The sequence below is a fragment of the Clostridium sp. DMHC 10 genome, from assembly GCF_001270375.1.
Taxonomy (GTDB): domain Bacteria; phylum Bacillota; class Clostridia; order Clostridiales; family Clostridiaceae; genus Clostridium_S; species Clostridium_S guangxiense.
The window spans coordinates 487,612-509,847 of sequence record NZ_LGVB01000015.1; the positions used below are offsets into that span (position 1 = coordinate 487,612).

Below are 22,236 nucleotides of genomic sequence, written 5' to 3' on the forward strand. Positions count from 1 at the left end.
GTTCTTTGCAAAAATTAATTTTCATATTCTTTTAATATATCATCTTTAGCCTTTTCTTTTACTTCAATTGTTCTTATATAAGAAATAAGTTTTTCAAATAATTCAGTTCCTAAATCTTCTTCTATTTGTTCCCATATGGATGCATATTTTTTCATTTCACTATTATTCATTACATTAGGTGATAGGTTAGTTGCTTTTAATATATCAACTCTTCTTAATTGCATTCCTCTATCATTTACTATTGTAAAAAGTTTGAATGCATCTTCAAATTCTTTCGTTGCGATGTAAATAACAATACATCGTTGCGATATATGCTGAATTAATGATTCAATTTGTAATTGCGTCAAATTTAAAAGCTTGTCTCTAAAAATATTTACTGCATTTATTATATTGCTTTGTGCAGAATTTTGAGGTTCTACATTTTTAATATCTAATGTTCCATTCTCATGTTGAATATATTTTTTAAAAATAAACTTTCCTTAACCTCTATTCTTGCTTTCTCAGGAATTCCATCTGCTAAATTTTCTTTTTGAAAAATTTTACATTGATTAGAACTTTTAAATTGAGCATCGGTAACACAATCACGCAAGCAAGCCAATAAAATTTGAAGTGTTGTTATCCTTTGTTGCCCATCAATTATTGCATACTTTTTTCCTGTTCCTATGCTCTCGAGCTCCTGTAATATTATTGTTCCCAAAAAATATTCATTGTCTCTATTAGACTCATAGATATCATCAAATAATTGTTCACAATTCTCTTTCTCCCATGAATATGGTCTTTGATATTCTGGAATTATAAAGAAAAATTCATCACTAAAAAGCTTTTTTAAAGAAATTTTTTCTCCTATTATTACAGACATAAACTCCCCTCCCAAATCTATGTATTGTAACTTTATTGTTAATCAAATAAAGAATGTCGTTAATTTTTTATACAATTTTAGTATATCACAGTAATTAAGTCAATTAAACCCAAACATAAATAGGCTTAACTTTTTATTCTACACCGTAGTTAATAATTACTTGTTTTAGCTTTAAAACATCTGTACTTGTTGTAACTTCCATATACCACCCAAACCTCATTTTTTTATTCAAAAGTCCAAGCGATGTCCATTGTGCTTCAGCAATTCCTTGAATCACTGCCACAGTCATCCCCTTACTTTTTATATCCTGCATATTCGTTACATCCACCAATATCCATGAACTACCATCCCAAGCCTTCCATGTAACTCCGCTATCTACACTTACTATAAAAACTATGATTCCACTGCCTGTATTCTTTAAAGTAACTACTACATTCATAATATCATTTATATAAGCTTCACTAAAAGAAATATCGTCCTTCATAGTTACTATTACAGGCTTAGGTTTAATTGTTTGAGTTATCTTTGGTGACGGCATTTCTGATGAGGATGACCATATTTTTAAGATTGGAGAAGTAGATATTATTCCAGTTCTTTCTTTATGACACGCATCATCACCATGAGTTTGAAATTTATCTGCTGTTAGTGGTAATTCTGAAACCTTAACATAACTTGAAGTGCTTGCATCCCAATGTTTAATATCATTTCCGTCTACTATAAGGTATTTTATATTAGCTTGAATATAAGAACCTTCTTTAACGGTGTATGACTTTCCCTGATCCTGCTGTGGAATAAAAGCATAGGATTTATTATTTTCAAGGGTTAAAGTAATCATCCCTAGTGTAGGATTTTCAAAAGAATTTGTTCCTGTATTAGGTATCTTTTCAATAACAAGTACCATAGCACTATCGTTAAATAATATAAGCTCCCAAACCAAATCAAGAGTTCCCCAACTACTGTAACTTTGATGACCTTCCCATCTTATCCTAAAAGTTAGTTTGCCATTTACCGTTTCTTTTGCATAGTAAATATTATCTGCTCCTGCATCCCTTTTGTTTACTCTAAGCTGCTCATTTGAAGTAAAACCAATCCATGAATTGCCGTTGCTAATGATTGTAGTTCTGCAGTTTACACCATTATAGAAAAAATCAAAACCTAAGTCTGGAAAGTTAATTGTACCATCATCATTATGAGTACTTATTGAAGTCATGCCGCTATTTCCTTTTGGAGAAATTATATTAGTACTATATACCCCCAAATTACTTCACCTCTAGTTTTTCAACACTTGCAAATTTACTGCTATCAAGCAGCTTAAAACTGTACAATTTTCCTGAATCTATACTCTCATCAACTGCTGTACCTTCATAAACAGTTTTAAAATAAAGTCCATCATCATCTATTAATAAAACATTGTCATCTATTGAATACTTGTATTTATACTGAGAATTAAAATATAAAATTTCACCTAACTTTTTAATTGAAACAGCATAATTTGTGTTCCACTTCCTGCCACTGGTTATTGAAGATATATCAGCTGTTTTATGAGCACTAAGTATTGAAGTAAATGGACTTTCTAATTCTGTCCCTATATAATCGTATTTTACTTTACTTAAATATAAACCATTCATATCCACAAGCTCTTGTTTTTGAACGCATTCTGCGTGTGGATGCTCAGCGCTTAAACCACCTTGAAGATTTCTTCCATCAATCATACATTGAAGATTAAACATTGGTATATTTACTGTACCTGCATCTACCTTTAAAAACACAGCAATATAATGAGCTCCCTCGGTCACCTGTGGAATTCCTAAAGGTATGCCTATAACATTATCTCCTTGCTGCAATTTTTGTTTTGGTGTAAAAGGAATATCCTTATTATCCAATTGAATTTCAATCGTTAATGTACATAAACTGCTCGCTGTACAATACATAGAAAAATTCATAGACAAGTTTGTATCTGCCACTGCTGTTATTCCTAAATAAATTGGTTCTACGACTACAGTTTCTACGGTTAAAGCGATTGGATTAGCATAATAAAGCATAGAGCTAAAAGATTCAGCCACCTTATTTCCGAGGTCATCTATTGTTGTCTTAATATCTGCTGTATCAAGTTTATTTAATATACTGTCTTTGGGCTGTCCTAACTCAATTTTAATATTTGTACAGTTTAATATATCCTTCTTTATTTTTATTACAGGTAATTTTATATCAATATTAAAATCCTTATGCGTTACTATAACTAAATCCCCTATGTTAACACTTTGAAGATGTTTATATTTTTCATATTCTTTTGTCTTGCTGAGTTCTATAAAATCAACCTCAATATTTACTCTGCTTAAACCTATTACGGTTGCTGCTTCTTTTGCAAGTGCTCTTAAAGTAACTTCATCACCAGCATCCTTAAATTCCACCTTCTTTATAATAGGAAAAGGTGGATATGCCTCACTATTCCAATTAGGAACACTAATATATTTTTCAGTAAGTTTTATGCCATTCTTTCCTACAGGATAAAGCTTTGTTACAACACTTGTAGTATCTATATTAAACTTTAAACCAGCTATATTTTTCCCTTGTGCAATCAGTACACCTGCATCTTTTCCAATAGCTTCTAGTATTTTTATATCAAAATTATCTCTTTTAAGTTCCCCGCAATTCCATACATCGATTATTGAAAACATAACCTCTACAGGGTTCTTTTCCTCTACATCAATTGTATTTGCAGTTATAATATCGCTGTCCACTGTATATATGGTTATTAAGTCTCCAATTAAAGCTTTCTGCATAGCCGTTTTTACACTACAATTTTCAGCCTTCATACTTTCTATAAAATAATAAGAAAGATCATAAAAAATATGCTTTGCCCATACACTTATAATATTTTTACCATCACTGCTTTTCTCAACTTTATATATTCTAAAAAGCTGGTCATCTGCCTTAATAATATTCCACTCAACTAAATGCTTTGATTTTTTAGCATTAGCAGGATATTCTAGCTCCAAAGAATAATCTCCATTTAATTCTTCCGTTATGTAGCAATTTATAGCTTCATTTAAAATTCCAAGACCATTGTTATCAAAGTTACCTTTAGTAGTTTTCTTATCATAAATACATATCATTATAACCACCGCCAGTTTGGTAAAAGCTCAACTTTAGTAACATTCCCACTCCATCCTATGATATTTTCACCAGGTTTTATTTTTAAGAATTCGCCTGACATATTTCCATTTAAATTGTTTCCAGCATCATCATAACAATCCTGTATAACTGAATCTACTATGATTTTATCAGTTACCCCTTTAAAGCTTATCTGCTGTTCATTTATTTTAAAAATAATATTGCCAGAACCATAAATGCTTATTATAGGCTCACTTTCAATAGAGCCTAAGTTAGTTATTTTGGCGCCTGACGTAGTTATAGTTTCTATATTATTTTCTACTGAATACTTAAAAGGTCTGCAATCAAATATTATTGGAAACTCACTAAAATATTTATAAACTTGCTTAAAATCAATAGCATTTACTACTTGAGCAATGTATTTCTTATCGGCTTGAAAGCTAAATATCAAATCACTGTCACCTGTTTCAAAAAGCCAGCCTTTTATAGCATCGATTTTATTTGAGATATCCTGTTTATCCTTTACTGAACATTCCACTTCTATTGTTATATCATCATAAGTTTTCTCATCAAATCTTAGATTAGAATCTCTTCCGGGAATATTTATTGTATTTACTCTACGTTTAGGAGAAGGAAAATTAGGTCTTTGAGCTATTAAAATTCCAAAATCATCATAACTATTTTTATCACCAAAATTAAAGCTGAGCACCTTAAATTCCTCCTTTCCCCATAGCCATTCTTTTTCTGCAAAATTCTAATTCGTAAGCAAGCTGCTCTATATCTTTCTCTGTATAATTATTAAAGTTCTCTATGTTCAAAATCACACTGCTATTTGCCTGTGTTTTTTCTTTTAAGCTATTTCTAACTGGTACCGCTACAGCTGATATATTAGTATTCATTTTCATACCCAATGACAATCCCTTTACAGCTTCTGCAACAAGGTGCTTATTCTTATTTATTCCATCCGCTAAGCCTGACATAAAATCCGGCATCCATTTTTCATAATCAACTAGAGGTCCTTCATCTGGCACTGAAAAATGAAGATAACTTCTTATCTTAGCTGCTAAAGCACCTACTGCATCCTCAACTGCACCTACCGCTGATTTTATACCTTTTACAATTCCATTTACAAAATCTTCTCCATAGTTCCATGCTTTACCCGGTAGACTTGCTAAGAAATTTAAGGCGCTGTTTATGCCACTTTCTATAGAACTTTTAACATTTCCTATGGTACTACTTACACCATCCCTCATTCTTGAAAACATATTAGATCCATAATTATAAAGTTTACTTGGTAATTCACCAAACCAATTTAAAAGAGCATTCCAAATATTTATAACCCCTTGCTTTATGTTAGTACATAAATTAATTACTGTATTTTTTAAACTAGTCCAGGCATTTTTCCCACTCTGTTTTATATTATTCCATAGGTTTACTATAAAACTTTTAAAGTCATTCCAGATATTTTTCGCTGTACTTGATATTGAGTTCCATATTGAAGCACAAAATGACGATATAGCTTGTAACGCATTGTTAAATGTATTACTTATACTAGTCCATATATTTGTAAAAAAAGCACCTATTGCTGTGAATATGCTCGTCACAGTAGTTTTTATCCAATTCCAAACCGCACCTAATCCAGCTTTAATATCATCCCAGTATTTTACAATTTCTAAGGGTATACCTATAAATGGAGCTATTACAACCAATATTTCAGTACCCCATTTACTAAAAAAAGTTCTTGAGCCAATTCCAAAAATTATTAAAAGTAGTTTTGATTCCATTCCAAAGATCACCAAAGAATTTCTTTATTGGCTCCCAGTTTTTTATTATTAAATAAGCAGCAGTAGCTATGGCTGTAATTCCTATGATAATACCAAAGGCTAAAGGATTTATTTTAAAGATTGCTTCAAAGATCTTTCCTATTTTAGATAAGCCTTGAAGTCCTCTACCGCTTTTTTTATGTTATTAATGCCTGTAATTATATCCGTTACAAGTTTGGCTATCTTTATTTCTGCTATTACTGCAACAATGCCTACTATAATTGCTTTTGTTAATTCTCCATGCTTAGCTATAAAATCAAATAAATTCTTGATAATTGGTGTTATTACTGCCCCCATTTCCTTTACAACACCAGCTATACTGTTTACAGCATCTTGTATAGTTTTTTTATTGTCAGATATAACCTTTCCTAAACTTGTAAACAAATTAGTTATAGTCGGAAGTACTGCACTTGCTATTGGCATTAACACCTGAGCTATAGCCATTGAAAATTGACTCATTTCCATTTTTAACACTTGCAGTTGCACAGCTTGCTCATGTGCTTGTTTAGGATCTACACCAAAGCCTTTAACCTTACTTGCAGCTTCTGAAGCCTCCGTATAATCCTGCAATATTGGTATTAATTCTTGTCCTCTTGCACCCAATACTTGTGCTACAAAGGCCTCTTCATTTCCACTTGCAGCCGCTTTTTGATAGCCTTCAGATAATTTTTTAAGCTGCTCAGGCATTGGCAGTAATTTACCACTGGCATCTGTAAGCTTAACACCAAATTCATTTAGTGCTTTAGTTGTTGAATTACCGCTTTTTCCTGCACCTTCTATGCCTTTGTCAAGCTTCAACATTGTAGCTATAAAAGGCTGCGTATCTGTATCAGTTATTTTTAACATCTTATTAAGATTGGCAGCTTCCGATGAGGTTACTCCTAATTTTTGTGAAAGCTTATATGCAGCATCACCACTTTCAACAGCTTTCTCTGTGAGAGAAAATAATCCAAGTCCTCCGGCAAGAGTGGCACCTACTCCAATTGCTGCATTTTTAATGCCATCAAAAGCATTTGAAACGTGTGTATGCATTTTTGTCATAGCTTCTTGTATGCTACTTCCAAGTTTCTTTGAGGCAGAAGATTCTTTTTCTATTTCTTTAGTTGTTTTTACTAATTCTGTATCCATATTAGAAAGTGCTTGTTTTGCTTTATTAAGTTTTATTTCAAGTTCTTGTGTGGCTTTGCTGTCTTTACCCTTTATTTCAGCACTTTTAATATAGGCTTGTTCTAGTGCACTTACCTTTTGCTTTTGAAGTTCCATTTGCTTAGAAAGAGTTTCTTCTTTTAATCTAAGTCCTTCAATTCCCTTTGAATTTTCTCCAAGAGCTGCTGTATTAGCTTTAAATTCACTATCAAGAACTCTAAGATTTCTATTAATGCTACTTATACCATTTTGAAAACCACTTGAATTTAAGCCTATTTTTACAGCTAAACTTCCAAGTTCCTCTGCCACACTCTCACCACCATTTACAATAGATTTAAAACATTATTTAAATTCTCTGCATATTCTTTGTTAAACCTATAAATTAAAATATCAAAATAAAAAAATATGTCCATGTCATCAATATCATTTAAAGTCCATCCCTGCTCTAGGAGCTGACAATAAATTTCTTTTATAAAATTAAGCGGAGATAGCTTTTCTTGTGCCTCTCCGCTTACTTGTTTGGGAATTCCTTTAACTTATTTCCTAGGTTACCCACTATTCCATTTATACTGTTATTAAGAGTTTCTACAAGTTTATCTGCATCTAAGCCATCATAAAAATTGTCCCTTGTAAACTTATTTCCATATAGTTCTACTATGAAATCTACAAGTCCATCTAAATCCTTTGTCTTCATGTTATTGAAGTCTATATTTTCATTAATCTCAATGGCTTTTCTAAGCATTCTTGTTTTTACCTTAGGCATTACATATGTTTTATTGTTTAATACTATTTCCACACTCGCTACCTCCTAAAATTAGCTTGCTGTATAAGCCGCAGTTGAACTTAATACTAAGCCTGTTGATCTATTTGTTTCTGAATCTGCTTTTACCCTTACCTGAACTTTTCCTACAGCATAACTTGCATTGCCAACACTTTGTGGATTTGCTGTTACTGCTGACCAAGTTGTACCACCATCAACGCTGTATTCATAATCTGAAGCATTACTATACCCACTTACATTTGTCCATCCAAAAGTATTAGCTGTATCATCTTGAACTGGATTAGTTGGTGCTGCTGGTATTATTGACTGCCCATAAACTTTATTAAACCATGTATCCCCTCCTGTAAATCCACTATCTTCATCAGCTGTATACTTCCACTTGCCATCTGTTCTTGTTAAAAATGTACCTTTGATTTTTGGTGTCTGAAATTTTGTTTTATCTTCCTGTGAAGAATGTTCTTCGTCTGGTTCACTAAACTTTCCCTTAAGAAGCCATACATATCTATGTTTACTATTTGCTTTTTTTATTTTAAACCCCATAGCAACATATGGTGCTGAATCTTGAACATCAGAACACATTACTTTACTTGTTGAATCAATCTTATGTCCTAGAAGCTCTGCCTGCACTTCAAGTGGCAAATCTTGTGTTTCAATTTCTACATCTATCTCTCCTAAAGATGTAGCTGTTTCTACTGCTCTATTATCAGCATATAAAGTGTCTGAACTACTTTTGGGACTTATCTTTATATTTATTGCTGGAGAAACTAATTTTGGTGTATCATAAGTAAAAACATCTTCGTCGGCTAAAATTGCATAGACTAAATTTTCAACTCCTATAGGAGCACTATTTATTACCCCTGACATAAGCTGCTACCTCCTTCCATTTGAATAAAAAATCTTATTGTTTTGTGATATATTTTAGTGTCTTCTTCAAATAAATCAGCCGCAGAAGTTCTTGTAAACCCTGCGGCTTTCATATAATTTATTATTTTTTCCACTAATTCTGTGTAATCATTTTTACTCCACAGATCTAATTGAATATAGTATCCTGTAGCCTTTTCTTCATTATCGGCATACTGTTCACCCTGCTCTAAATAATTAAAGAAGGTAATATAGGTAGTTTCTTTTCCATTATACTTTTGAAAGGAAACTGGTATATTAAGAGGTTTTAATGTCTCCATTAATAATTTATTTATCACTTTAAACCCTCTTTCAAAGTCGCAGCTATAATTTCTTTTATCCTATTTTTATTTTTCTCATAAGCAGGCTGTAAAAATGGATGAGCCGCTCTTTTACTTGTACCAAACTCAATAAATTTTCCATAAAATATCTCTGAATTATCACCTCTGTCCACCCCTACAAGGATATATTTAACCCCATCTTTGTTTTTAATCTTGCCTATCTTAAGACCCTCTTTAAGTTTTCCAGTTCTTATAGGAACATTTGCTTTTGCGTCTTCAAGTACTGGTTCAGCGGCATTTTTTAGAGCTTTATTTTCAAGTCTTACAACATTTTCACCCATTTGCTGAAGTCTATTTAATATTTCATCAACACCTGTAAGTTCTATCTCAGCCACTATTCTCAACCTCCAAAGCCTTTATTTCTATATACTTATTCCTGTATTGAATATTATCTATAAAAGTTATGTTATACTGTTTATCTTCAAATAATATTCTCATATCCTCCGTTAAGTCTTGTAAATATCTTATAGTAAATTTAACAGTTTTTTCTGCTTGTACAGCTTCAGCTGCGAAAAATTCTTTACCTCTAAGATTTTCAATCTTTGCCCAGCAAGTAATAAAATCCTGCCATACCTCTACTTCAAATCCATTTTCATTTGTAGTTATTGAAAGCTTTTGAAAAGTTATTTTATGCTTAAATTCTTCTGTTCTCATACTGGTATCACTCTATTCATACTTAATAATGAATTTCTTGCTTCTTCAATTTTAGTTCTTTCATCTGGCTTGTAATCATCATACAAAAGTTTCATATGAAGGATCATTGCCCATTTAACTGTTTCTGGAACAGCTTCAGCTTTATCTCCAAACCCAGCTGTGAATCTAATTCTCACAGCATTAATTGGCTGTAAAACTATTGTAGGCCATAACTTGCAGTAACCAAGCACAATTCTATTAACAAAGCTATCAGTATCAACAATATAATTATTTGAATCAAATATAAGCTCTTTTCCATTTGTATCATAATATTTTACACTTTCTACATTTTGAACCGGTGAAGAACTATCAAAAGAAATATAATTATCATCCGGGAAAGAATCTAATACAAGTTCTAAAGTTTGAGTAATATATTTTTTATTTTGAAAATCCTCGCAAAACTCTCTAGCCTGTTTAATCATACTAAGTAATATAATATCATCATCACTGCCAACTATTCTTAAGTGCTGTTTTGCCTCATCCAAAGTTATAGGTTCAATTAAAGGTGGTGTTATAATTTTTAACGCCATAAAATCACCCCAAAATAAAAAAGCCCCTAAGGCTTATAAATTTTAATCAGTTACCGCAGAATGTGTTTCATCCTCGGCATATTTATTCTCTAATATAAATTCTCCACTAGCGAAATTTGTAGCTTGTGTACTTGCCCCTATTCTTATATTTAAACAGCAAAATCCGTTATTCACATCTAGTTTTGCAGGATCTATATAAAATACTACCTGTTTATTCTTTGCTGTATTGGCTACAGTATAACTCACTCCATCTGTCTGCCTTGCAAGTATGTCATTTGCTGAAACATCTTCATTTACAAGTATAGGAACATCACAAGCTAAAGGTTTAGCACCTGTTCCTTCTATATCTTGTGATTGATATAACGAAATTTGTGTTGCATGAGCAACTGCTTGAGCTAAGTTAATAACAACTGCAACTGTAATAGCATTTTTTAAGGTTACATAATTGCTTATTATTGCAGCATTTGTTGTTTTTGGTTCAAAGACTTGTATTAATTTATATTTTTCAATTAACGCCATAGTTTATTTCTCCTCCTTAAATAGTAAAGGCAGCACTAAGGCTGCCTTTAAACAAGTTTAAATTAACACTATTTGCATTTTAATCTTATTAGAAATAGTTACATATTCTATGTCCACAATACATTAACTATACGTTATATCATTTTATAATTCTAGAGTATCTATCTTTATACCAACTAGGAATTGAAAGCTTATTTCCCATTAAAGCATATGTTTTAAATAAATTTTCAATTATATCAGGTGATTGTTTAATTAATTCTACAAACTTCTCACTATGCACATCTTTACTATTTCTAACTGCGTAATGAATAACTGAATTTCTCATATTACTTAACTCTATATAATTTTCAAAACTTTCCTCAGGAGCACTTTTCCAATTAATTCCAGTCTTGTTTATACATTCTGGAATAAAATTATATAACTTATTTCTCACATTATTAAAACCATTTGGCATTTTTGATTTATAATCTTTAATAAAATCTAATAGCTCCTTTTCATTATTATTTAGAGGTTTCATTCTTTTCTCCAAGTTGTCCTTAATAATACAATTCATCCATGACTCCGTTGAAGCACAAAAGGATATTATAGAAGACCTTCTATAACGCCATTTTATATAAAAATCCTCATTTTTATCTGCCATTTCTCTATAGTATAGTGCATCATTGAATAACTCACACGACATATTTGAAATCATAATTGAACATGCTAAATCATTTTCATTAGGCATACAAAATCACTTCCCATATAATTTTTTTACATTGTAATTTATCCTATAATATACATCAAATTTTACTATCAATTACAAATATTATACCAAATATTCATGTAAAATTGTACAAGTTATAAGCTTTTATAACAATATAATTTACCTCTATCTATCCGCCAAAGTAACAAATGGGCTCAAAGCATTAGCTCCCTTATAAGGTGTAATTGGTTTATTTCTATAAGGAGCACCATTGAATTTATAAATAAATCTAAATACCTGCTCATCATATAAAAATCTTACATGTATTGATACATCTGCTGTTGGTGCCTTCTTATCTATTCCAATATACTGCGTAGGATCAGCAAGTATAATATCACCCTTTTTACCTAATGGAGAACATTGTTCAATAGGAATTATAGGCCTATTTAAAAGAGTACTGTATTGCGAACTTAAAGCTCCTCCTGAAGGTAAAAACACTGGTGCTCCTCCTGTTCCTATATTTAGAGCCATGGTATAAAGTTGTGGCTCAATTTCCTGATTAATATACCAAACCGCATTTGCCCTTAATCTAGCCGGCATAGAACTCCACATTTTAAGTATATTTTCATATTTTATTGTACTCGCAGCTTGATTTGATTCTTTTGGTACTGCTACAAGTGCATCTGAATTAAGTATTCCAAGTGGCATACCAACACCTGTACCATTTATTATTGCATCATCAATTTTAAAAGACATTTCATCTGCATAAGCTTGCCTTACTATTGCTTCAAGAGCTGTTGCATCCTGAAGTAAATCGTCTGTAACATAGCAAAGAGCTAACAATTTCTGAAGTGCCATATCAATTTCTCTAAACTTAGGCTTTGATTTTGTAACAGTTTCTGCTTCAGCTATCCAGTAAGCTTGAACACCACCCCATCTACTTCCGTTAGCCCTGCTAGTTTCATCAATTCCAAGAGTTCTAAGTCTATTTGTATTTGAACCAATTGGAATCATCCTTATTCTATTTGCAACTTGGCTTTCTGACATCATAACATCAAACATATCTTGTATAAAATCATTTTCCAGCATAAATCCACCTTCAGAACTTACACTTTCATTTAAACCAGAGGCTGAATTTTGATATACAAGTCTATTATCCATTCTTCCACCAGGTGAAGATGCCTTTGCTACAGCTTGAAGAAATTCTCCCATGCCACCTTTCCACTTTTTTTTCATTTGGATCTTTAGGTTTTGCATATATAGGTTCATTTACTGGTGTCTTATTAAGTTTTTCTCTTTCTTTTAGCTTGTCTTCTGCTTCTATTGTTTTTTCAAGGTTGTTAATTTCAGTTTCTAAACTATCATATAATTTTTGTTCTTCCTCAGTCATTGCTCTTGCTGAATCAATTGCACCTTTTACTATAGCTGCTTGTGAATCAAGTTTTTGTTTTAACATTTCTTTTAAATTCATATATTAAATCTCCTCTCATGAATTTCATTTAGTTTTTCATATAAATCTATTGGGACTTGCTTTTCAATTTTGGCTGCTATTTTTTTATTATTTATAGGTTCTTCTTTAGTCTTTTCTCCATTTGTGATTGGATTTTTAAATTGTATTTTATTTATTTGAAGATTTTTATATTTGGTTATATCAACCTTAAGCCCATTGATAGCAAATATTTCATTACTTAATGAAGCTGATAACTGCTTTTCTTCCTCAATTTCATCTGCAAAACCAAATTCCACTGCTTCTTCTGCTGTCATCCAAGTTTCTGCATCCAATAATTCAACTATCTTGTCTTTTTCCATGCCTGTTTTATCTTCATATACTGAAATCATACTTTCTCGCACTTTATCCAAATCATCAGCTAATTTTCTAAAATCATTTGCATTACCACTTCCAAAAGACCAAGGATTATGCACCATAAGCATTGCATTTTTAGGCATTTTAACATTATCTCCTGCCATAGCAATTATTGAAGCTATACTTGCTGCAAGTCCATCAACATAAACATTAACTGTTGCATCATGACGTTTTAGCATTGAATATATTGCCTGTCCTGCAAACACATCGCCTCCACCACTGTTTATATAAACATTCAAAGTTTTAACAGCACCAAGAGAATCTAATTCTTCCTTAAAATTTTTAGGTGTCACTTCATCTCCCCACCAAGTTGAATCACTAATATCTCCATACAGAAGAAGTTCTCCTTCATCACTGTCTTCCTTGGCATTAAACTTCCAAAACTTCTTACCATTACTCATGTTTTTCACCACCCTTTGAAATCATTTCATATATTTTTTCTGCCAGTTCCTTATTTTTCGTATCATTAGTACTAGCTTCATTCATATTCAAAGGTTGCAAGTATATATCTCCATTTGGAATTGGGTCCATATTTTCAAGCCTTCTTATATCATTTACACTTAGCCACCCCCACTGTCTACCTTGTGCATAAGCTGAAGCTCTAGTCGCAGCATCTCCCTTAAAAGTGCATCCACCTTAAATTCAAAGTATCTATTTTTCCTTTTGGATTCATCAGAAAGAAGTTGTAGATTTAAATTTTCTTCCCACCTTTTAAACCAAGGAAGCATAGTATAAACAATAAACTCAAGACTTTGGTGTTCTATATTATTGTTAGTGGATCTTGTTAAATCCTGCACTAAGTGAAGTGGTATTCTAAATATTCTGCACACATCTTCTATTCTGAATCTCTTAGATTCCAAGAATTGCGCATCTGTAAGCTTCATTGTAACTTCCTTAAATTGGCCTCCACCTTCAAGTATCATCGGCACTCCTGCATTTTGAAGTCCAGTATAGTTTTTCTTAATATCTTTTTTTAGCCTTTGAAATGCTTCATCACCCAATTCATTAGGATACTGAAATATTCCACTAGTAGATGCTCTATTAAAATAAAAGTTTCTTTCAAATTTATCTTGCGATAAACCAATATCAATGGTTAGTGCGGCATAAGTTAAGGGTGTTACTCCTATATAACCATCTAAAGTTAAACCGGGTATGTGCAATATTTCATCTCTCATTTTAGGTTCAGTTTTTCCATCAATAAAATAAAGAAGCCTACCAGTACTTTTATCTATATCAATTTTTACCCTATTCCATAAAATAGGTCTTAGTTCCAATAAGTCACCACGAAGATTAAATACCTTTTGAGCTATAAAGTTTCCACCCAAATTCATATTGCTCATTCCCGTTTCTTTAAACTGACCCGGTGTCATTTCTGCATTTGGCGCATAATGTAATATCTGATATTCTGGAGCATCTGTAACCTGAACTCTATTCCCCTTATTGTCTTTTTCATATAAAAATACAGGGCAACTTGCAAGTGTTTCTGAAAGTACCCTGTTACATGCAAAAACTGCTGTAAAACTCATAGCTGTGTCTGCATCTATATTTGCATTACTTGATGTGGGGACATCTTCTCCACTTAAAAAATCCTGCGAATATTTCTGCAGGACTTCAAACAATGCATTTTGTGGAGTTAAAAAAAGCTTACATCTATCTATAAATTTCAAAACATCACCTCCTAATCAAGCAAACTTCTCATTCCTCTTTTTCATAAACTGATTCTTTTGCTTCATGTCTTATTGCCCTATCGAGAGCCATTATTAATGCAACAGCTCCATCTATTTTTTCAGTAGACTTCTCTTTATCTGGTTTTATATTTCCGGCAGGATCTGTTCTTACAAATATGTTGTCCATCATCCAACTTAAAACTGGATGTCCCCCATGTGCTATTTTCTTTTCTAAAGTTATCTTCATAAGTTCCTTCGTTGGTGGACTCATATCTTTGTATCCTTGTCCAAAAGGAATTACAGTAAAGCCTAAACCATCTAAGTTTTGAACCATTTGTACTGCTCCCCAACGGTCAAAAGCTATCTCTTTTATATTAAATTTGGTTCCGAGTTCATCTATGAAATTTTCAATAAAGCCATAATGAATAACATTGCCCTCTGTAGTTTTAAGAAAACCCTGCTTTTTCCATATATCATAAGGAACATGATCTCTTTTGACTCTAAGCTTCAAGTTATCCTCTGGTATCCAAAAATAAGCTAAGACATAATATTTATCATCTCCCGGTATTGGAGGAAACACTAAAACAAAGGCAGTAATATCATTAGTGCTCGAAAGATCTAAGCCACCATAACATTCCCTACCTTTAAGCTTTTCAATATCAACTTCAAAAGAGCACTTGTTCCAAACATCCATAGGCATCCATCGAACTGACTGCTTTACCCATTGATTAAGTCTAAGCTGTCTAAATATATTTTCTTCAGCTGGATTTTCTTTTGCACTGTTAAAAGCATCCCTAACCTTTTCAATAGGTATAGTATGTCCAAGGGAAGGATTAGATTTATACCAATTTTCTTCTAAACTCCAGTCTTCTCCATCTTTAATTCCATATATAACAGGATAAAAAGTTCTATCGTGTTTTTTACCTCTTAAAATATCCTCCGCTTTTTGATGTACCTCATAACATATAGAGTTTCTATCTGTTCCTGCTGTTGTAATTAAAAAAAACAGCGGCTGCATTCTTGCATCACCACTGCCTTTTGTCATAACATCATACAATTCTCTATTTGGTTGTGCATGGAGCTCATCAAAAATTACCCCGTGCACATTAAGTCCATGTTTTGAAAAAGCCTCCGAGGATAAAACTTGATAGAAGCTTCCAAGAGGTATATACACCAATCTTTTTTGAGATATTACAGGTTTTATTCTTTTCTTAAGTGCTGGACATTGGTCCACCATATCCACTGCAACATCAAATACAATAGATGCCTGCTGTCTATCTGCAGCACAACCATAAACCTCTGCTCCCCACTCATTATCTGCACAAGTAAGATAAAGTGCTACTGCAGCTGCAATTTCACTTTTTCCATTCTTTTTTGGTATTTCCACATATGCCGTATTATACTGCCTAAATCCGTTGTCTTTAACATTTCCAAATATATCTTTAATGATCTTATCCTGCCAAGGTAATAAATCAAACGGAACTCCATGCCACACACCTTTTGTGTGCTTCAAATTATTTATAAACTTTACTACCCTTTCTGCTTTCTTTTCATCAAACACTTTTACACCATCCTTAAAATGTCTTCCATTGGATCTGATGTATCTCCTTTTGAAGTTCCAACATTTATTCTAGACCTTGCAGATGGAGTAAGTCCAAATTCCGAACAGAAGTCCTTCATGATTTTAAGATATGTTTGTGCTATAGATACCTGCGGCACTTGTTGAATATATCCTGATGGTGTTTTAAAAATAGTACCATGCTTTGTTAAAAATTCTTCTGCTTCCTTCCATCTTGCGTATGCTTGGCAGTAGCCTGCAAAAGCAGCTGCATCCACTTTTGTAAGTACACCTATTTGCTCTAATGTCTTTGTCATCCTTCTCCACTCTTTTTTTGCCTCTGGCTCAAGCCATGACGGACATTTTGGAGCTTTATTTTCAGGCCTTGGTTCATTTAAATTTAAAGGTCTTTTTCCTGGATTTCCTTCAAGGACTTTTTAGAGCTGTTGGTTTTGGTTTTCTTCCTCTTGTCGCCATGGGGTTCACCTCCTAATTTTTTTTCAATTAAATATTGACAGTTACTTCTTTATTTAATATAATGTAATTACATAGTATGTATGTACATACTATGTAATTACATTATATATTGAAAGGGATGGTAATTATGCCTCAGATAACTTTAAGAGTTTCAGATGAAATATTAAGAACACTTCAAACAAATGCAGATACTGAAAATTTAACACTAACTGACTATATTCTATGCAAATCAATACCTGACTATATTAGTGGAATATTAACCGTTGGCAAAGTTGTTGCTAAAATACCTTGTAAAAAAGCAGGTGATACTTTTTCAATTAAAGATTTATTTTCTACTAGCGATTGGAAAAATTCTACACCTGGCAGCCACATATCTACTGGCAGACTATTTTATGAAGCTTATAAAAAAAATGAATTTAATTTAAAATCGCGCATTGAATTTGTTGGAAAAAATTCAGCAAACCTTGCAATTTATAAAAAACTTACTGATAATTAAAAAAGTAATAGGATCACTTCCTATTACCTTTTTCTAAATGCACTATTTCCTTTTAAATTTTCAGTCAATTCATGTCTTGCCTCTTTATACCTATCTCCTATAAATTCAAGCCTTAAAAGCCAAGTCCTAAAGGTATATTTTTCATTATCGGTTTGTCTTTCTTTTGCTGATGAATATTTAATCTTTTTTGCACTTTCATTAAGCGCTTCAGCAAACTGATTAGCAATTTCAGCGTTTTCAAAGCCCTCTAAAAATTTAAATTGCAAATTACCTTTTTCAAAATTTAAATTAATACCTTGGCACTTTTCCAATCCAATTCCTAGTGCTGCTGTTTTAAAATCTTCAATGCTTACAATCCTAACATTGTTTATGCCTTTTATAAATTCTTCCGTAACAATATCATTTTCAATTCCTATGGCCTTTTTGATAAGAGTCTGCTTGCTAGCTATCATGTTTATTAAATTTCTTAGGCTAATTCCTGTGTGTCCTTCCATTGAAAAAGTTACTTCTGAATTTTCAGCTTCTTCTTTTACTTGATCTTTTTCAGAATCCCTTAGTAACTCTTCAAGTTCTATCTCTACACCTTCTGAATTTTTAACCTTGCCAGCTTTATCAATAATCATAACTCCTTCTGTTGTTTCTATTTGGTATGCAAAACTTGGTGCTCCCATGTACTTTGGTTTAACACCGAAATGCTCACCTAATAATTTTACGATTTCTTTTCTTTCCATAATGCATTCCTCCTGTACTTTTTTTGTTACTACATTAATCACTCTAAAGCACAGTAATATCAAGTTATTTATAAAGGTTTATTTTATTTAAATAAAGGCTAATATGAGTACCAAGGCGGTGATGATATTGAAAACTTCAAGTTTTGTAAGAATAGATATTCTTATGGTTACCTCGGTAATTTTTATTTTAATATTAACAACAGTTTTGGTTTCAAACTAAAAAAAGCCCTTGCAGGCTTTATTTTTCTAATGCTGTATATCTTGGGTAGGTATATCCTTCTGAATCTACCAAGATGCCTTTATTCGTTTTTGTATTTCTAACTCTTATGCATCTTAATTCTCCTTTTGAATTGCAGCCCCCATCTTCTTTTGTTATCCAAGGTTGATCCTTACAAAAATCTTTTGCAAATTCTTTGAATTCTTCATCGTTTAATTTAACCTCTTTTATAACTTCATACTCTGTTCCTTTTAATCCATTAGCTTTTACTTCTTTTGTAAGTTCCTTAAGCTCCTTTAAGTTTAAAACCTTTCTTCCAAATAATGCTCTCATTTTGTTTCCCTCCATGTGTTTTTTTGTTATACTATATATCACTCTAAAACACAGTAATAGCAAGGGTTTTATTCACTTTTAATTACATTCTTATAAGCTGTTTTACTGCCATTTCTAATTAGGAAAACTTTATCTTCCCCTGCAGTTTCAATATATCTTTTAATAATAACATCACAGTACTTTTCATCAAGTTCCACTGCATAACATATTCTTCCTGTCTGCTCACAGGCAATTAGTGTAGAACCGCTTCCAGCAAAGGGTTCAAATACTATACAATTTGTCATGCTGCTATTTTGAATCGGGTAAGCTATTAGAGGTACAGGCTTCATTGTTGGATGATCTGGACTTTTACTTGGTCTATCAAAATTCCATACGGTAGTTTGTTTCCTATCCGAATACCATCTATGCTTTCCTGTTGGCTTCCACCCATAAAGTACAGGTTCATGCTGGAATTGATAATCGCTTCTTCCTAAAACTAATGACTGCTTTACCCAAACGCACACGCTCGAAAGATGAAAACCTGACTCTTTAAAAGCCTTCCTAAAATTCAAACCTTCTGTATCAGCATGAAAAATATAAGCTCCTGCCCCATCATCTAATGCTGAATAGATATTTTTAAAAGCAGCTAATAAAAATTCGTGAAAACTCTTATCATCCATACTATCATTTTTAATAACTCTTTCATTTTCTTTTCCCGCAGAATAATTAACATTGTACGGTGGATCAGTAACACATAAATTTGCCTTTTTTCCATCCATAAGCTTTTCAACATCTGAAATCTTAGTGCTGTCTCCACATATTAATTTATGTTTGCCCAAAAGCCATATATCTCCCAGCTTAGTTATGGGTTCTTTTATTTCTTCAAGAGCTTTATCTGCATCAAAGTCATCATCCTTAACTTCTTTATCATGAACTTTTGAAAATAAATCTTCTATTTCAGCGGCATCAAAGCTGTAAGAGAAATATCGAACATGGATTTATCAAGTTCATCTAAAATATCAGCTAACTTTGGCATGTCCCATTCTCCACTTACTTTGTTAAGAGCTATATTTAAAGCCTTTTCTTCATCTGTATCTATATCAATAACAACACATTCTATCTCTTTTGCACCCTCATGCTTTAAAACCTTAAATCTTTGATGTCCTCCAACTATATTACCTGTTTTCTTATTCCAAATTACAGGTTCTACATATCCAAAGGTTTCAATTGATCTTTTAAGCTTTTCATATTCAGGATCACCTGGTTTTAAATCTTTTCTTGGATTATATTTAGCTGGATTGAGTTTTTCAACTGCTATTTTCTGAATCTCCATCTTCTCACCTTCTTTAAAACAATAAAAAATGCCCTAAAAAGTACAAGTTTTTACTAAACTTTTTTAAGGCATAAATCTTCTTAAACTGTTTGAACTTCTATGTTCTTCATCTCAAAATTTGACTTATACCCCCCTCTGGAATTTTGCGTTTTTTCACACGAAGGGGACCACCCGGCCCTTTTCGTTTAAGTCTAGAGGAAATGTATCCCCCCATCTTTAATTTTCTACATTATTCCAAGGATAAGAATAAACTTCATTTTTGTTTCCAAACCTTCCGTCTTCCTTTGCAGTCTTTACATCATGGTGATGTTTACATAACGATTGCCAATTGCTTTCATCCCAAAAGAGTTCTTCATTACCTTTGTGAGGTATAATATGATCAACCACTTCTGCAGCAGTAACTACTCCTTCTCTTTTACATTCTTCACAAAGAGGATGCTTCAAAAGAAACTGCTTTCTTAATTTATACCACCTGTTGTTGTAGAGTTTCTTAAAAGGTCTGCTTGTCTTGTTATACTTACTTTCTATTTCTTTTTGATGTTTGCTGCAGTACCTTTCACTTGTAAGTTCAGGACATCCTGGATAACTGCAAGGTCTTTGATGTTTAAATGGCACAAAACTCACCTCTACTTATTCATTTAAATACGACTTGTACTATTTTAATTAACTGTTCTTTGCTAAGTGCTTGTAAATACTTTTGTCTTTCTTTATATGAACATTCTTCAAGCCGCTTTCTTTTTTTCCCTTGCCTTATAAAAATTCCTGATAACTGCAAATCATTTTTAGTTGATTCTAGGTAATGTCTTCTCCAAATATTATAATAAATTGATGCAGTACTTTTGCTACATCCTTTATATATTAATTCCTTTATACCAGTTCTTCTGTCTTTTACCTCAAGACCATTACACAATTTGTAAATTTCCTGAAGCTTTATCATTTTCCTCATCTCCATTATTAATGCATCTTGGAAATATGCAAAATATATGTTCCTTACTTATCTTGTCATGCCATACACATTTTCTGCATTTTTTTTTTCATATCTTCCTCCAATGACTTAAAACTTATGAATGTATTTTAAAACCTTGATTTTTTTGCATAAGAAAAGCCCCAAAGCATTATGCTCCAGAGCTGTTTTTTTATTTATTCATACTTCTTTACATTTTACATTATAGCATCGTTTTTACTGGATTTACAATGGACACTTATCGTATTTTTTATGACCACTTACTAACCAGTCACTTACCTTTTTATAATTTTGAGAACAATGCAGTAACATTTATAATCATAAATTTAATTAAGATTTAAACCAAATGCTTTGCTGCCAAGTTTTCGTTTATAAATTGATTCGATCTCAATAACCTCATTGCTGGTAAGTGTTCTCGGTAGAGTTCTCAAAATAGAGTACTGAAACTTTTTATATCGAAGTGGGGCTTTTTCTAAAATGTCTATCAATAACTTATTCCCACCATGACCATTTTTAGAATATTGTTTCCACCTTCCTAAAATGCCTTCTTTACCATAAGCAGAACCAACATACTGCATACCAGTTTCCATATCTACAATCAAATATACACCTGCTACAGAAGATAACATTTTATGCCACTCTCTATTAGCATCAGAATAATCAATAATTTTTTTTAACTCATCATAATTAATAATTACTTTATCAAATCCAGGAAAATTATTATAATATCCTTTAGGCAATATTTCAACAACTTCCTTATTACTTAGATTTTGACACCAGTTTCTTGCACCTTTCCCCCATTCAATAACAAGTCTATCTTTCAAATCTGCAAGAATTGTTACTTCTATCTGTTCATAATAAAATTGATCACCTTTATAAAAATCTGGTATTCCTTGAATATCAGGCAATTTTTTGATTTTTCTTCTTTGCTTTACTGTCGTTTTATTAACAATTTCATAAGCACCAACAAATATTGCTTTTGTACTTTCTGTAGCAATAAAAGAAATAATATATTCGCAGTCTTTAAAAAAATCTTTTGATTGAACTGCCTGATAATCCCTTAGTTGCCCAGCTTTATAAATTAAATTAACATCATATCCATTTTCAGTTGTATGTCTAACCAATTTTATCTTTTTACTAAGATCAAACTTTCTTAATTGAAGTATTTCTATTAAATCCATAGGTTCCCTCTTTTAATTCATAATACTATTATTTAAGAATAATCT

27 protein-coding genes and 2 pseudogenes are annotated in these 22,236 nt (G+C 32.1%); 1 reads left to right on the plus strand and 28 read right to left on the minus strand.

Features of this window, described 5'->3' with window-relative positions; translation table 11 throughout:
- Positions 1 to 14: 14 nt before the first annotated feature.
- From AGR56_RS20025 to AGR56_RS04265, 22 genes and pseudogenes are all read right to left on the minus strand, one after another.
- Positions 15 to 470: a DUF262 domain-containing protein gene (locus AGR56_RS20025; protein ID WP_157055659.1), complete on the minus strand. Its 456-nt coding sequence runs from the start codon at positions 468 to 470 to the stop codon at positions 15 to 17.
- Positions 431 to 859 (minus strand): DUF262 domain-containing protein, encoded by a 429-nt coding sequence (locus AGR56_RS04175; RefSeq protein WP_053241240.1) that lies wholly within the window; start codon positions 857 to 859, stop codon positions 431 to 433. Before AGR56_RS04175 ends, AGR56_RS20025 begins: the two co-directional genes overlap by 40 nt.
- Positions 860 to 992: 133 nt before the next feature.
- Entirely contained in the window at positions 993 to 2,117 is a 1,125-nt protein-coding gene (locus AGR56_RS04180) for a hypothetical protein (protein ID WP_053241241.1), read from the minus strand.
- 1 nt (position 2,118) lies between these two features.
- Complete coding sequence (locus AGR56_RS04185) at positions 2,119 to 3,975, minus strand: phage tail spike protein (RefSeq protein ID WP_053241242.1); 1,857 nt, start codon at positions 3,973 to 3,975, stop codon at positions 2,119 to 2,121.
- Positions 3,975 to 4,682, minus strand: a complete 708-nt coding sequence (locus AGR56_RS04190) for a distal tail protein Dit (RefSeq protein ID WP_053241243.1) — start codon at positions 4,680 to 4,682, stop codon at positions 3,975 to 3,977. The genes AGR56_RS04185 and AGR56_RS04190 overlap by 1 nt, the downstream gene beginning before the upstream one ends.
- A gap of 1 nt (position 4,683) precedes the next feature.
- Entirely contained in the window at positions 4,684 to 5,757 is a 1,074-nt protein-coding gene (locus AGR56_RS21345; protein WP_242851309.1) for a hypothetical protein, read from the minus strand.
- A 138-nt stretch (positions 5,758 to 5,895) separates the two neighbouring features.
- The gene (locus AGR56_RS20030) at positions 5,896 to 7,251 is read right to left on the minus strand and encodes a hypothetical protein (protein WP_053241244.1); all 1,356 of its coding nucleotides are present in this window, start codon (positions 7,249 to 7,251) and stop codon (positions 5,896 to 5,898) included.
- A gap of 202 nt (positions 7,252 to 7,453) precedes the next feature.
- On the minus strand, positions 7,454 to 7,738 hold the full coding sequence (locus AGR56_RS04205) for a hypothetical protein (RefSeq protein ID WP_053241245.1): 285 nt from the start codon (positions 7,736 to 7,738) through the stop codon (positions 7,454 to 7,456).
- Between the two features lie 18 nt (positions 7,739 to 7,756).
- A complete protein-coding gene (locus tag AGR56_RS04210; RefSeq protein ID WP_053241246.1) occupies positions 7,757 to 8,587 on the minus strand; it encodes a major tail protein in 831 nt (276 codons plus the stop codon).
- The gene (locus AGR56_RS04215) at positions 8,575 to 8,922 is read right to left on the minus strand and encodes a hypothetical protein (protein WP_053241247.1); all 348 of its coding nucleotides are present in this window, start codon (positions 8,920 to 8,922) and stop codon (positions 8,575 to 8,577) included. The genes AGR56_RS04210 and AGR56_RS04215 overlap by 13 nt, the downstream gene beginning before the upstream one ends.
- Positions 8,919 to 9,299 (minus strand): HK97-gp10 family putative phage morphogenesis protein, encoded by a 381-nt coding sequence (locus AGR56_RS04220; protein WP_053241248.1) that lies wholly within the window; start codon positions 9,297 to 9,299, stop codon positions 8,919 to 8,921. Before AGR56_RS04220 ends, AGR56_RS04215 begins: the two co-directional genes overlap by 4 nt.
- The gene (locus tag AGR56_RS04225; RefSeq protein ID WP_053241249.1) at positions 9,292 to 9,618 is read right to left on the minus strand and encodes a phage head closure protein; all 327 of its coding nucleotides are present in this window, start codon (positions 9,616 to 9,618) and stop codon (positions 9,292 to 9,294) included. Before AGR56_RS04225 ends, AGR56_RS04220 begins: the two co-directional genes overlap by 8 nt.
- Positions 9,615 to 10,187 (minus strand): head-tail connector protein, encoded by a 573-nt coding sequence (locus AGR56_RS04230; protein WP_053241250.1) that lies wholly within the window; start codon positions 10,185 to 10,187, stop codon positions 9,615 to 9,617. The genes AGR56_RS04225 and AGR56_RS04230 overlap by 4 nt, the downstream gene beginning before the upstream one ends.
- A 42-nt stretch (positions 10,188 to 10,229) precedes the next feature.
- A complete protein-coding gene (locus tag AGR56_RS04235; protein ID WP_053241251.1) occupies positions 10,230 to 10,706 on the minus strand; it encodes a hypothetical protein in 477 nt (158 codons plus the stop codon).
- Positions 10,707 to 10,845: 139 nt separating this feature from the next.
- Entirely contained in the window at positions 10,846 to 11,433 is a 588-nt protein-coding gene (locus AGR56_RS04240) for a hypothetical protein (RefSeq protein WP_053241252.1), read from the minus strand.
- A 144-nt stretch (positions 11,434 to 11,577) separates the two neighbouring features.
- Positions 11,578 to 12,627: a phage major capsid protein gene (locus tag AGR56_RS04245; protein WP_242851310.1), complete on the minus strand. Its 1,050-nt coding sequence runs from the start codon at positions 12,625 to 12,627 to the stop codon at positions 11,578 to 11,580.
- Positions 12,545 to 12,862: a hypothetical protein gene (locus tag AGR56_RS21350; RefSeq protein WP_242851311.1), complete on the minus strand. Its 318-nt coding sequence runs from the start codon at positions 12,860 to 12,862 to the stop codon at positions 12,545 to 12,547. The genes AGR56_RS04245 and AGR56_RS21350 overlap by 83 nt, the downstream gene beginning before the upstream one ends.
- A complete protein-coding gene (locus AGR56_RS04250; RefSeq protein ID WP_053241253.1) occupies positions 12,859 to 13,656 on the minus strand; it encodes a head maturation protease, ClpP-related in 798 nt (265 codons plus the stop codon). The genes AGR56_RS21350 and AGR56_RS04250 overlap by 4 nt, the downstream gene beginning before the upstream one ends.
- Complete coding sequence (locus AGR56_RS21355; RefSeq protein WP_242851312.1) at positions 13,649 to 13,786, minus strand: hypothetical protein; 138 nt, start codon at positions 13,784 to 13,786, stop codon at positions 13,649 to 13,651. Before AGR56_RS21355 ends, AGR56_RS04250 begins: the two co-directional genes overlap by 8 nt.
- Before the next feature lie 29 nt (positions 13,787 to 13,815).
- Complete coding sequence (locus AGR56_RS04255; protein ID WP_242851313.1) at positions 13,816 to 14,922, minus strand: phage portal protein; 1,107 nt, start codon at positions 14,920 to 14,922, stop codon at positions 13,816 to 13,818.
- A gap of 28 nt (positions 14,923 to 14,950) precedes the next feature.
- Complete coding sequence (locus AGR56_RS04260; protein WP_053241254.1) at positions 14,951 to 16,483, minus strand: terminase TerL endonuclease subunit; 1,533 nt, start codon at positions 16,481 to 16,483, stop codon at positions 14,951 to 14,953.
- A gap of 2 nt (positions 16,484 to 16,485) precedes the next feature.
- Positions 16,486 to 16,957 (minus strand): annotated as a pseudogene (locus tag AGR56_RS04265) (phage terminase small subunit P27 family).
- A gap of 127 nt (positions 16,958 to 17,084) precedes the next feature.
- Between AGR56_RS04265 and AGR56_RS04270 the strand changes: the two are divergent.
- Positions 17,085 to 17,453, plus strand: coding sequence for a DUF1413 domain-containing protein (locus AGR56_RS04270; RefSeq protein WP_053241255.1), 369 nt, complete (start codon positions 17,085 to 17,087; stop codon positions 17,451 to 17,453).
- A 23-nt stretch (positions 17,454 to 17,476) separates the two neighbouring features.
- On the opposite strand, the gene AGR56_RS04275 is transcribed toward AGR56_RS04270, so the two are convergent.
- From AGR56_RS04275 to AGR56_RS04300, 6 genes and pseudogenes are all read right to left on the minus strand, one after another.
- Positions 17,477 to 18,184: a hypothetical protein gene (locus tag AGR56_RS04275; protein ID WP_053241256.1), complete on the minus strand. Its 708-nt coding sequence runs from the start codon at positions 18,182 to 18,184 to the stop codon at positions 17,477 to 17,479.
- Between the two features lie 238 nt (positions 18,185 to 18,422).
- Positions 18,423 to 18,734, minus strand: a complete 312-nt coding sequence (locus AGR56_RS04280; RefSeq protein WP_053241257.1) for a DUF6329 domain-containing protein — start codon at positions 18,732 to 18,734, stop codon at positions 18,423 to 18,425.
- 68 nt (positions 18,735 to 18,802) lie between these two features.
- Positions 18,803 to 20,046, minus strand: a pseudogene (locus AGR56_RS04285) (site-specific DNA-methyltransferase).
- Between the two features lie 216 nt (positions 20,047 to 20,262).
- Positions 20,263 to 20,661 carry an HNH endonuclease gene (locus AGR56_RS04290; RefSeq protein ID WP_053241258.1) on the minus strand — a complete coding sequence of 133 codons (399 nt, stop codon included), beginning with the start codon at positions 20,659 to 20,661 and terminating at the stop codon, positions 20,263 to 20,265.
- 19 nt (positions 20,662 to 20,680) lie between these two features.
- The gene (locus tag AGR56_RS04295; RefSeq protein ID WP_053241259.1) at positions 20,681 to 20,983 is read right to left on the minus strand and encodes a hypothetical protein; all 303 of its coding nucleotides are present in this window, start codon (positions 20,981 to 20,983) and stop codon (positions 20,681 to 20,683) included.
- 353 nt (positions 20,984 to 21,336) lie between these two features.
- A complete protein-coding gene (locus AGR56_RS04300; RefSeq protein WP_053241260.1) occupies positions 21,337 to 22,191 on the minus strand; it encodes a GIY-YIG nuclease family protein in 855 nt (284 codons plus the stop codon).
- Positions 22,192 to 22,236 lie beyond the last annotated feature (45 nt).